We start from the raw sequence: 11,987 nt of genomic DNA on the forward strand, positions 1-11,987 counted from the left end.
TATTGCCTTAAAATAGGTCGCAAGAGTTGTTAAAAATCAATATTTGGATTATAATATAAGTTAAATATATTTAGTATGTATAACTTTGCACATACAAGATGTTGGGGTAAAAAATTATGGTAGATTATACAGAAGGTGCCGGATACCAGTACCATACACATGTTAAACCGGGAGATATAGGAAGATATGTCCTTTTGACAGGAGATCCCGGAAGATGTGAATCTATTTCAAAACTCTTTGATAATCCCGTATTTGTCGCTCAGAATAGAGAATATACTACATATACAGGTACACTTTGTGGTGAGAAGGTAAGTGTTATATCCCATGGAATCGGCGGTGCTTCAACAGCTATCTGCGTTGAGGAGCTTGCCAAATGTGGAGCTGACACTTTTATTCGCATGGGTACATCAGGTGGAATGCAGGAAGAAGTGATCGGTGGCGATATTGTTATTGCCAACGGAGCCATCAGAGCAGAAGGAACATCCAAGGAATATGCTCCTATAGAATATCCTGCTGTAGCTAATTTTGATGTGGTCAATGCACTGGTAAACGGTGCTAAGAGCGTAGGAGCTAAATATCACGTCGGGGTTGCCCAGTGCAAGGATTCATTCTTTGGACAGCACGAACCTGAAACCAAACCAGTAGGACCGGAGCTCCTTTATAAGTGGGATGCCTGGATCAAATGCGGATGCCTTTGCTCAGAGATGGAAAGCTCAACACTTTTCATCGTCGGAAGCTACTTAAGACTTCGTACCGGAGCCGTACTTTTGGTAGTTGCCAATCAGGAAAGAGCTAAAAAAGGTCTTTCAAATCCACAGGTTCATGATATGGATGCGGTCTACAAGACCACAATCGAGGGTATCAAGAACCTCATAGCTTTGGATAAAGCCTGAAAAGGTTTTATTATAAATGTTTCTATTATTTCATTACAAACGGAGGGAAATTATGAAAAAGAAACTTTTCGCAGTTCTTATGGCTGCAACAATGGTATCTTCATTAGTAGCATGTGGCGATACAGCTCCTGCTGCAACAACAGATACTGCAGAGACAACAGAGCAGACAGCAGAAGTTGCTGCTGAGCCTGCTGCAGAGCAGACAGCTGAGGCACCTGCTGCAGAGGCAACTGACATGAGAGTTGCTATGGTTACTGACTACGGCGATATCACAGACCAGTCATTCAACCAGTCAACTTATGAAGCTTGTAAGGCATTTGGTGAGGCTAATGGTGTTGACTTCACATACTACAAGCCTGAAGGTGATTCAGATGCTGAGAGAGAGGCTATGATCGATAAGGCTGTAGCTGATGGCTACAACGTAATCGTTATGCCTGGTTACGCTTTCGCAGGCGCTATCAAGGATACAGCTGATACTTATCCTGATGTTAAGTTCGTTGCTCTTGACGTTTCTGAGTATGACCTTGAAGGTGATTCTTCAGACTTCAACAATGAGACATTTGCTAACGTATTCTCAGCAGTTTACCAGGAAGAGCTTCCCGGATACATGGCTGGTTACGCAGCAGTAAAGATGGGCTACACAAAGCTCGGTTTCCTTGGCGGAATGGCAGTTCCTGCTGTTATCCGTTATGGTTATGGTTTCGTACAGGGTGCTGACGCAGCTGCAGCTGAGCTCGGCGCTGATGTAGAGATCAACTATGCTTATGGTAACCAGTTCTACGGCGATGCTGATATCACAGCAGCTATGGATACATGGTACCAGGGCGGCACAGAAGTTGTATTCGCTTGCGGTGGTGGTATCTTCACATCTGCTGGTGAGGCAGCTGCTAAGGTTGGTGGCAAGGTTATCGGTGTAGACGTTGACCAGGCTGCAACAATCGATGGAATGTTCGAGAAGGGCATGACTGTAACTTCAGCTATGAAGGGCCTTCAGGCAACAGTTAACACACTTCTTACAGCAATCAAGGATGGTAACTGGGATTCTTACGCTGGCAAGATCCTTAACCTTGGTCTTGTATCTGCTGATGACATGAGCCTCAACTATGTAGGTCTTGCTGACAGCACAATCTGGACTGACGGATTTACTGAGGCTGATTACAAGCAGCTCGTTGCTGATATGGTAAACGGTAAGGTTGTAGTATCTAACGATTCTTCAGCTGAGCAGCCTTCAGCTACAACAGCTAAGATCAACTTCCAGGGTAACATTAAGTAATTAATTCCCTAAGTTAATAAGGGCCGGATGATTCATAGTCTTCCGGCCTTTTTTCTGACAATAAGAAAATATAATGTGGAGGGAAAACAGGTGGCAGGAAACAGCGAATATGCTATCGAAATGCTGAACATTACCAAGAGATTCCCGGGAATCATCGCTAATGATAATGTTACAGTGCAGCTCAAAAAAGGCGAAATCCATGCTCTCCTTGGGGAAAACGGAGCAGGAAAGTCAACCCTTATGAGTGTTCTGTTTGGTTTGTACCAGGCAGAAGAGGGAATCATTAAAAAGGATGGCGTTGAGGTTAAGATCAATAACCCCAATGATGCTAATGACCTTGGAATCGGAATGGTTCATCAGCATTTCAAACTTGTACAGTGCTTTACTGTACTTGACAATATCATCCTCGGAGATGAGACAACCAAATATGGATTTTTACAGAAAGATGAGGCAAGAAAGAAAATTCTTGCACTCTCTGATAAGTATGGCCTTAAGGTAGATCCTGATGCCAAGATAGAAGACATCACAGTAGGTATGCAGCAGAGAACTGAGATTCTCAAGATGCTTTACAGAGATAATGAGATTCTTATTTTTGATGAGCCTACAGCTGTTCTTACACCTGCAGAGATTGATGAGCTAATGGAAATCATGAGAAATCTCTCCAAGGAAGGAAAGTCAATTCTTTTCATTTCTCATAAACTTGCCGAGATCATGGCAGTTGCTGACAGATGCAGCGTACTCAGAAGAGGTAAGTATATCGGAACAGTTAACATCGCTGATACTAATCAGGACGAACTCTCAAGAATGATGGTTGGTCGTGATGTGCAGCTTGTTGCAACCAAGGAAGACAAGGAACCCGGAGATGTAATTCTTCATGTCGAGAACATGACTGTTCCCAGCAAGCTCCATCACAATAATGCAGTTAAGAACGTATCTTTCGATGTCAGAGCAGGAGAGATCGTCTGCATAGCAGGTATCGACGGAAACGGTCAGACTGAGCTTGTTTACGGACTTTCAGGTCTTGAGAACTGCACAAGCGGAAAAATCACACTCTCAGGCAAAGATATAACTCATGCATCAATAAGAGAGAGATCAACCAGTGGAATGAGTCATATTCCTGAGGACAGACATAAACATGGTCTTGTTCTTGATTATTCTCTTGCATATAACCTTGTGCTTCAGAGATACTTTGAGCCTCAGTTCTCAACCAAGGCAGGTTTCCTTAAGAAAGCTGAAATCAATAAATACGCCGAGAAGCTCATAGAGCAGTATGATATCAGATCAGGTCAGGGTGCGTCTACAATTGCGCGTTCAATGTCCGGTGGTAACCAGCAGAAAGCCATTATCGCCAGAGAGATTGATAAGAATCCTAATCTTCTTATAGCAGTTCAGCCTACAAGAGGTCTTGACGTAGGTGCTATTGAATACATTCACAAGCAGCTCATCAAGCAGAGAGATGAAGGACATGCTGTACTTTTAGTTTCTCTCGAGCTTGAAGAGGTTATGAGTGTTTCAGACAGAATCCTTGTAATGTACGAGGGTGAGATTGTAGGAGAATTTGATCCTAAGAAGACAACACCGGAAGAGCTTGGTCTCTACATGGCCGGTGCTAAGAGACAGGAGGTGGGCGCATAATGAATAACAAAACTAAATCCAGTTTCCTATCAAAGCCCGCTGTTCAGTCAACTTTAGCAGCTTTATTGTGCATTGTAATAGGTCTTTTGGTAGGTTATATCGCGCTTCTTATTATCAATCCAAAGGGTGCAACCGAAGCTATTATAACAATCCTTAAAAACTATTTTACATATCCGTCACCCAAGGCAGCTATGAAGTACCTTGGAAATACACTTGTTAAAGCAGCACCACTTCTTATGTGTGCTCTTTCAATCCAGTTCTGCTATCAGGCCGGTCTTTTCAATATCGGAGCAGCAGGACAGTATGTAGCAGGCGCCGGAGCAGCTCTTTACTGTGCACTTGCTCTTCACCTTCCATGGATTGTATGCCTCATTGCTGCATTTGTAGCAGGCGGTGTATTCGGAATCATCGTAGGACTTCTTAAGTCTTACCTCAACGTTAACGAAGTTATTTCGGGAATCATGCTTAACTGGATCGGACTTTATTCAGTCAACATGCTTCTTTCAGGAGTAAAAGAGACAGCCAGCCCATATACAGTTCAGCTTGCAAGCACCAATCCAAGCGCTCTTTTACCATCACTTGGAATGGAAAAGCTCTTTTCCAACAATAAGTATGTAACAATTGCCATTCCTTTAGCTGTTATCATTGCAATCGTGCTGAAGATCGTTCTCAGCAAGACTGTATTCGGATATGAGATCCGTGCAACCGGTATTGCAAAGGATGCTGCTAGATACAGCGGTATGAAAGAGAAAAAGAACGTTATCATAACTCTTTTCATCGGTGGTGCTCTTGCAGGACTTGGTGCTGCATTTTTGTTCCTTTCAGGATACGAGCAGTGGTCAGTAACACAGTCATCCGTTCCAAGCATGGGCTTTAACGGAATCGCTGCTACATTCCTTGGCGGACTTGATCCTATCGGAACCATTTTTGCATCATACTTTATTCAGCATATTACCAGTGGAGGATCATATCTTGATAAGAATATTTATCCTTCACAGATTTCAGATTTCATTTCTGCGATCATTATTTACCTTTGCGGTTTTGTTCTTTTCTTCAAGCTTCATCTCAACAGCTATTTGAGATCAAAAGAGGAGAGAGAAAAGCAAAAACCAAGTGTTAAAGCAAATAAAGAGGAAGGAGGTAACAACTAATGGTACTGCTTCTTCAATACACACTTTTATTTGCATCAGTTCTTATTCTGGTAGCTCTGGGAGGATGCTTTTCTGAGCACTCAGGTGTTATCAACCTCGGACTTGAGGGAATCATGGTTATCGGAGCTCTTGGTGGTGCTCTGACACTTAAGTACATAAATCCCGCAACCCCTAAGGCACTTATTCTCTTTGCTGTATTAGGCGCGTCTATAGTCTGCGGCGTTTTATATTCGGTACTTCTTGCCGTTGCCTGCATTAACTTAAAGGCTGATCAGACCCTTGTAGGTACAGCTCTTAACATGCTCGCAGCTGCAGCAGCAACAGTTATTGTTAAGTCCATCAACATGGCAGAGAACCCTGACAACGTATCATCTACAGTACAGTACATGGCAGGTAAGAAAGCTCTTGTTGTTAATTTCGGATCATTCCAGTTCAACTGGTTCATGCTTGTTGCTTTGATAATGCTTATCCTGGCATATATCATTCTTTACAAGACAAGATTCGGCCTTCGTCTCATGGCCTGTGGTGAGCATCCTCAGGCTGCTGACTCTGTTGGTATCAACGTTTACAAGATGCGCTGGTCAGGCGTACTTATTTCAGGTATGCTGGCAGGTATCGGTGGAATTGTTTATATCACAGCCGGCGTAAGTGAGTGGAAGTTCGAAGTCGGTGTTGCCGGATTTGGATTCCTTGCACTTGCAGTTATGATCTTCGGACAGTGGAAACCATTAAACATTGGACTTGCAGCTTTGTTATTCGGTTTCTTCAGAGCCCTGTCAAACGTTTACTCAGGCTTTGACTTCCTGGCAGCCCTCAATATTCCGGGCTCCGTATATAATATGATGCCTTATATCATCTCACTTATCGTTCTTGCATTTACATCATCCAACTCAAGAGCGCCTAAGGCAGAGGGTATTCCTTACGATAAGGGATCAAGGTAATAAAGAAAGAAAAAACTATGGATTCACAGCTACAGGAATTAGTAAAAACAGCTCTTTCCATGAGGAAAATGAGCTACACACCATATTCGCATTTTAATGTGGGAGCAGCACTGCTTTCTGCTGATGGCAAGATATATACCGGTTGTAACATCGAGAATGCTTCATATACACCCACAAACTGTGCCGAAAGAACAGCTTTTTTCAAAGCAGTAAGTGAAGGAGTACGAGATTTTACCGCAATTGCCATCGCAGGCGGAAAAGAGGATGCCACAGAACTGGACTATTGTCCGCCATGCGGAGTCTGCAGACAGGTTATGAGTGAATTCTGCAAGGATGACTTTAAAATATACCTTGTAAAATCAGAAACTGAATATAAAGAGTATACTCTTACAGAGCTTGTACCTGAAAGATTCACTCCAAATAATCTTTTGGGTTGACGAATACGCGCTTTATATGTTATATTAAAATGCGTTGTGACAATCAGACGGTCCTCTGATGTACAAATGTTACATTTAAGAACGTCCATTGAATAGGAGAAAAGATATGAGTACTATTATCGAAGAGCTCGAGAAAGAGCAGCTGAACGCTAACGCGCCTCAGTTCCACACAGGTGATACTGTAAGAGTACACGCTAAGATCAAAGAAGGAAACCGTGAAAGAGTTCAGGTTTTCGAGGGAACTGTCAAGAAGATCCAGGGCGGTAGCAACCGTACAACCTTCACAGTAAGAAAAGAGTCTTACGGTGTTGGCGTAGAGAAGACATGGCCACTTCACTCACCTATCGTTGAGAAGGTAGAGGTTGTTAGAAGAGGTAAGGTAAGAAGAGCTAAGCTGAACTACCTTAAGGGACTTACAGGTAAGAAGGCTAAGGTTAAAGAGCTTGTTACCAGATAATATGTTTTTTGAAGGGCAGTTACTATTAAGTAATTGCCCTTTTACGTGTTATAAAGCAGTGGGGTAAATATGAGATCAAGACGGAATACTTTTACATTTCACCAGAAGAAAAAGAGAATAACCTCAAAGCTTATACGTGAAATCTTTTCATGGCTGTTTATAACCATTCTTGCAACAGTCATTGCATTTGCGCTTGTTTTTGCATTTGGAATGCAGGTTAAGGTAATCGGCGATTCCATGGAACCTGCTCTGTATAATTCACAGGCAGTACTTGTAGATAGAGCGCTTTCTAAGATAATTAGTCCTAAGACAGGCGATATTATCGTGTTTTTGCCAAACGGCAATGTTAATTCCCATTATTATGTAAAAAGAGTTGTGGCAACTCCCGGAGAAAAGGTTCAGATCATAGACGGCAATCTCTATGTCAACGATGAGATTAGGATGGAAGATAGCGATATCTATGATAAAATGGAAGATGAAGGGATAGCAGCAAATCCGATCAAGCTTCAGAGCGGAGAGTACTTTGTCCTTGGCGATAACAGAAACAGCTCTGAAGATTCAAGAAGCGCTAATATTGGTATTGTTAAATCCGGTATGATTGTAGGAAAGGCCTGGTTTAAGCTAAAAAGCGAAAATGCCCAAGGTGGTCCTATATTAAATCACTACTAAAGAAAGGTTAACTTATGAATTATCAGTGGTATCCCGGACATATGACAAAAGCCATCAGAATGATGCAGGAAAACATCAAACTGATCGATATAATAATTGAGCTTACCGATGCGAGGATCCCTGCTTCAGGAAGAAATCCCGATATAGATGAGCTTGGCAAGAATAAATTCAGACTTATCATTCTTAATAAAGCTGATCTTGCCGATCCTGAGATCACAGCTAAGTGGCGAGATCTCTACCAGTCACAAGGCATGTTTGTCCTTGAAATGAACTCCAAGACCGGCAACGAAGCAGGTAAAGTAAAAGATCTGATCTTAAAGGCCTGTGCAGAGAAGATTGAGAGGGATAAAAAGAGAGGCATCGTTGGCAGACCCATAAGAGCTATGGTTGCCGGAATCCCCAATGTCGGAAAATCCACTTTCATCAATAAGTTATCAGGCAGATCCTCTGCCAAAACCGGTAATAAACCCGGTGTTACAAAGGGTAAACAGTGGATTTCACTTGGCAAGAACATGCAGCTGCTTGATACTCCCGGTATCCTTTGGCCCAAGTTCGAGGATGAAACAGTAGGACTTCATCTTGCGTTGATAGGTTCAATGAACGACGAGAACCTCGATACAACAGAACTTGCATGTGAACTTATAAAGATATTAAAAGAGCTTTATCCCGGCGTTATAGAGTCCAAATACAATATTACCGAAGATCAAATAAGGAAATTTGAGGAGGAACAGTATGCAACTCCTCTAAGCGCATATCTCTCAGCCATCGCCGAGAGTAGAAAGCTGATAAAACAAGGTGCCATGCCGGATATAGACAGAGCATCCGCACTTATTTTAGATGATTTCAGAAACGGAAGACTTGGAAGACTATCTATAGAAAGACCATAAAAAGTGCTAAGCACGGAAAAGAGATGATGACATGAATAAAGTATTAAAAGAAATACTAAGTACAGTTTTGTATCTGCTGGTTATCTTTGCTCTAACATTTCTGTTTATCACATTCGTTGCTCAGAGAACAGAAGTTAGCGGACAGTCAATGGAGCCTACTCTCCATGATGGAGATTCTCTGCTTGTAGATAAGGTTACTTACAGATTCTCTGATCCTGCAAGATTTGATATTGTTATTTTCCCTTATAAATACGGGAACAGACAATATTTCATCAAACGTGTCATTGGACTTCCCGGTGAGACCGTTAGAGTTGATACCGATGGAAATATCTACATTAATGATACTCTTTTATCTGAGAATTATGGTGCCGAGGTTATATTAGACCCCGGAAGGGCCATAGACGGTGTAAAACTAGGCCCCGATGAATATTTCGTCATGGGAGATAACAGAAATCACAGTATGGACAGCAGAGATATCACCGTTGGAAGCATCAAAAAGAGTGAGTTTTTGGGAAAAGCTTTCATAAGGATCTATCCATTTTCTGCTTTCGGAGGTGTTGACTGATGCCTTCAGCTTCTGAGCAAAAGAAAATAGAGCGCTTAAACAAGGAGAGAGAGCGCATCTATGAACTTAGCAAATATGAGAGAGAAAACGTAGGCTATGGCCTGTTATGTGGAATAGATGAGGTGGGAAGAGGCCCTCTTGCCGGTCCTGTCTATGCTGCAGCCGTTATCCTTGATCCGGAAAAAGAAATCTTATATCTAAATGATTCTAAGAAATTATCCGAAAAAAAGAGAGAGGCCCTCTATGATGAAATCATGGAGAAGGCTCTTGCTGTTGGAATCGGATGTTCTTCTCCCGAGCGCATTGATGAGATCAATATTCTTCAGGCAACCTTTGAAGCCATGACTATGGCTGTAAATAGCCTAAAGGTTAAGCCCGGAGCTCTTTTGATCGATGCTGTTCATATACCACAGCTAGAGGAATATAAGCAGATATCCATTATAAAAGGTGATGCAAAGAGCGTATCAATAGCCGCTGCAAGTATTATAGCCAAAGTGACAAGGGACAGATTGATGAAAGAAATGGCTCAAAAGTACCCTCAGTACGCTTTTGATTCCAATAAAGGCTATGGAACAGCAGCTCATATTGCAGCTTTAAAAGAATATGGTCCCTGTGAAATACATAGAAGGTCATTTATAGGAAACTTCGTATGAATGTCATAAGTAATGTATCACAACAAAATACCGTCGTAATTGATGGCAGACACTTCGGAAATCAAAAAGCTGAAGAGCAGCCTTTAGAGTTAAAAAGAGGTGGAACCATCCAGGGTACGGTTGTGTCTGTAGCTGACGGCGAAGGTGGCGAGAAAATCGCCACTATCAGCGTTGGTGATAATGTTATAAATGCCAAGCTTTCAGAAGGAATGGGCCTTAGAGAAGGCCAAACCCTTAATTTTTCTGTTAGAAGCACGGGTTCTTCAGGTGTTACAATAACTCCTCTTTATGCGAATACATCTATTGATCAGAGTACTTTAAAAGCTCTGACAGCTGCCGGGATTGAAATAAATAACGACACTGTTCAGATGGTTAAGGATATGATGGAAGCAGGACTTCCCATTGGGAAGGATGCGCTTCTTGAAATGAACAAAAACCTGTCTACTTATCCAAATACTTCAATTTCAACCCTGGTTGAGATGAAGAGTCTGGGAATTCCAATCAATGACAACAATTTAGTCCAGTTTGAGAGCTACAAAAACTACGAGCATCAGGTTACATCTGCCATGGAAGACATTATGAATGAGCTTCCGGGCGCATTTTCAGAGCTTACAGCTGCGGGGAATGACAAGGCTGCCCTTGACCTTTATGGGTCGGTTTTGAAGCTCTTTTCCGGGGAAGAAGGACAGGTTACTTCAGAGACTCTAGCAGCGTCAGAGGAAGCTCTATTACCAAATGCTGCTGAAACAGCACAGCAGGGCGAAGCTGTAAATCCTGAAACAGCACAGGCACAGGTACAAGGCGAGAAAGCTGTAACAGATGGTAATCAAGCTCAGACTACTGATACAGCAGTAAATGGAAATGTTCTATCTGATAGTTTCATAAAAGATCTCAAGAATCTTGGAGTTCCTGAAGAGTCAATTAAAAACTATGAAAATGCGCTTAAGGAGATTAAGCAAAATCCCGATGGCGATAATGCTGCAGCACAGGCCAAACTTGAGACTGCGCAAAAAGAGATTTTAAAAGAGCTGTCAACAGCCTTTGAAAAATCAGATATCACCTCTGATCAGACTGCTCAAACCTGGAAAAATGTCTTTTCCAATAATGACTATACAAAGCTCCTCAAGGACAACATGTCAGCGCAATGGCATTTAAAGCCCGGTGAAGTTGAGAAAAAGGAGAATGTTGAACAGCTCTATCAAAGACTTGGTAATCAGGTAAAAGGTCTGACATCTGCAATTGAACAACATTTGGGAGCAGAGTCCAAGCTTGGTCAGACAGCAAATAACCTGCAGAACAATTTGAATTTCATGGATCAGCTCAATCAGATGTTCCAATATGTTCAGCTTCCTCTGCAGATGGCCGGACAAAATGTCCACGGAGACCTTTTTGTATATAAGAACAAGCACAAAAAAGTCAGTGAAGATGGATCAGTAAGCGCCGTTCTTCACCTCGATATGGAGCATTTAGGTCCTCTTGATGTATATGTCAAAATGAAGGATACCAAGGTTTCTACCAATTTCTACGTGGCAGATGAGAGTATACTGGATCTTATCAATGACAATATCCATATTCTTAATGAAAGGCTTGAAAAGCGTGGTTATACCATGAGCGTCAAGATGATGCTCCACGATGAAATGGATGGACAGGATGCGGCAGTTGATGAAATGCTGGATGTAATGAAAACACCGCTCCTTTCAACAGCATCATTTGATGCGAGGGCGTAGGGATTATAAATGCCGGATAATAATGAAAAGCAAAAAGTAAAAACCGCTGTGGCTCTGGCTTATGACCCAAATGAAGACGGAGCCCCCAAGGTCATAGCATCAGGTAAAGGTGCGCTGGCAGAAAAGATCATTGAACAGGCAAAGGACAACAAAATCCCTGTTCATGAGGATGACAAACTGGCAGAGACATTATCGCGCCTTGAAATCGGCGAAATGATCCCTCCCGAGCTCTACGAAGTAGTGGCAGAAATTCTGGTATTTGTCGATGCCATGGACAAGATTAAAGCAAAAGATAAATCAAGACATTAGAGGTTTAAATAATTGAATAAAAGAGTAGTTGGCGAAACAAGAGAGCTTCTTGCCTGCAAGTATATTGTCGAAAACGGAGGGGTAATCCTTCATCGCAATTTCAGATGCAGGTTCGGAGAAGTCGATATTATCGCAAAAGACGAAAATTACCTGTGTTTTATTGAAGTCAAGTTCAGGACAGACGACAGGTTCGGCGCTCCGCAAGAGGCCGTTGATATAAAAAAGCAAAAGCATATTTGCAAAGTCTCACAATTCTATTTATATTCTAAGTATAAGTCTTTAGATATTCCCATCAGATACGATGTAATAGCAATTTCCCAGAAAGACAATATATTTGCGTTCAAATGGATCAAGAATGCATTTGATTATATTTAAAATGAGTATTGGAAA

At 42.0% G+C, this 11,987-nt stretch carries 14 protein-coding genes; all 14 read left to right on the top strand.

Annotated elements, in window-relative coordinates; genetic code table 11:
* Positions 1-116: 116 nt before the first annotated feature.
* Positions 117-893: a uridine phosphorylase gene (gene udp, locus G632_RS0100635; RefSeq protein ID WP_022767099.1), complete on the top strand. Its 777-nt coding sequence runs from the start codon at positions 117-119 to the stop codon at positions 891-893.
* Positions 894-945: 52 nt separating this feature from the next.
* Complete coding sequence (locus G632_RS0100640; RefSeq protein ID WP_022767100.1) at positions 946-2,166, top strand: BMP family lipoprotein; 1,221 nt, start codon at positions 946-948, stop codon at positions 2,164-2,166.
* A gap of 120 nt (positions 2,167-2,286) precedes the next feature.
* Positions 2,287-3,801: an ABC transporter ATP-binding protein gene (locus G632_RS0100645; RefSeq protein WP_026512294.1), complete on the top strand. Its 1,515-nt coding sequence runs from the start codon at positions 2,287-2,289 to the stop codon at positions 3,799-3,801.
* Positions 3,801-4,952, top strand: coding sequence for an ABC transporter permease (locus G632_RS18410; RefSeq protein ID WP_022767102.1), 1,152 nt, complete (start codon positions 3,801-3,803; stop codon positions 4,950-4,952). Before G632_RS0100645 ends, G632_RS18410 begins: the two co-directional genes overlap by 1 nt.
* Positions 4,952-5,893 carry an ABC transporter permease gene (locus G632_RS0100655; protein WP_022767103.1) on the top strand — a complete coding sequence of 314 codons (942 nt, stop codon included), beginning with the start codon at positions 4,952-4,954 and terminating at the stop codon, positions 5,891-5,893. The genes G632_RS18410 and G632_RS0100655 overlap by 1 nt, the downstream gene beginning before the upstream one ends.
* Positions 5,893-6,330, top strand: a complete 438-nt coding sequence (locus G632_RS0100660) for a cytidine deaminase (protein ID WP_442852339.1) — start codon at positions 5,893-5,895, stop codon at positions 6,328-6,330. Before G632_RS0100655 ends, G632_RS0100660 begins: the two co-directional genes overlap by 1 nt.
* A 106-nt stretch (positions 6,331-6,436) precedes the next feature.
* On the top strand, positions 6,437-6,787 hold the full coding sequence (gene rplS, locus G632_RS0100665) for a 50S ribosomal protein L19 (protein WP_022763985.1): 351 nt from the start codon (positions 6,437-6,439) through the stop codon (positions 6,785-6,787).
* A gap of 69 nt (positions 6,788-6,856) precedes the next feature.
* Positions 6,857-7,456 (top strand): signal peptidase I, encoded by a 600-nt coding sequence (lepB, locus tag G632_RS0100670; RefSeq protein WP_022767105.1) that lies wholly within the window; start codon positions 6,857-6,859, stop codon positions 7,454-7,456.
* Between the two features lie 14 nt (positions 7,457-7,470).
* On the top strand, positions 7,471-8,343 hold the full coding sequence (ylqF, locus tag G632_RS0100675) for a ribosome biogenesis GTPase YlqF (RefSeq protein ID WP_022767106.1): 873 nt from the start codon (positions 7,471-7,473) through the stop codon (positions 8,341-8,343).
* A gap of 31 nt (positions 8,344-8,374) precedes the next feature.
* A complete protein-coding gene (lepB, locus tag G632_RS0100680; protein WP_022767107.1) occupies positions 8,375-8,908 on the top strand; it encodes a signal peptidase I in 534 nt (177 codons plus the stop codon).
* Positions 8,908-9,561, top strand: a complete 654-nt coding sequence (locus G632_RS0100685; protein WP_022767108.1) for a ribonuclease HII — start codon at positions 8,908-8,910, stop codon at positions 9,559-9,561. Before lepB (G632_RS0100680) ends, G632_RS0100685 begins: the two co-directional genes overlap by 1 nt.
* The gene (fliK, locus tag G632_RS0100690) at positions 9,558-11,288 is read left to right on the top strand and encodes a flagellar hook-length control protein FliK (RefSeq protein WP_022767109.1); all 1,731 of its coding nucleotides are present in this window, start codon (positions 9,558-9,560) and stop codon (positions 11,286-11,288) included. Before G632_RS0100685 ends, fliK begins: the two co-directional genes overlap by 4 nt.
* Before the next feature lie 9 nt (positions 11,289-11,297).
* Entirely contained in the window at positions 11,298-11,597 is a 300-nt protein-coding gene (locus G632_RS0100695) for an EscU/YscU/HrcU family type III secretion system export apparatus switch protein (protein ID WP_022767110.1), read from the top strand.
* Between the two features lie 12 nt (positions 11,598-11,609).
* Positions 11,610-11,972: a YraN family protein gene (locus G632_RS0100700; protein WP_022767111.1), complete on the top strand. Its 363-nt coding sequence runs from the start codon at positions 11,610-11,612 to the stop codon at positions 11,970-11,972.
* The last annotated feature ends 15 nt before the right edge of the window (positions 11,973-11,987 follow it).

This window comes from Butyrivibrio sp. NC2007 (genome assembly GCF_000421405.1).
Taxonomy (GTDB): domain Bacteria; phylum Bacillota; class Clostridia; order Lachnospirales; family Lachnospiraceae; genus Butyrivibrio.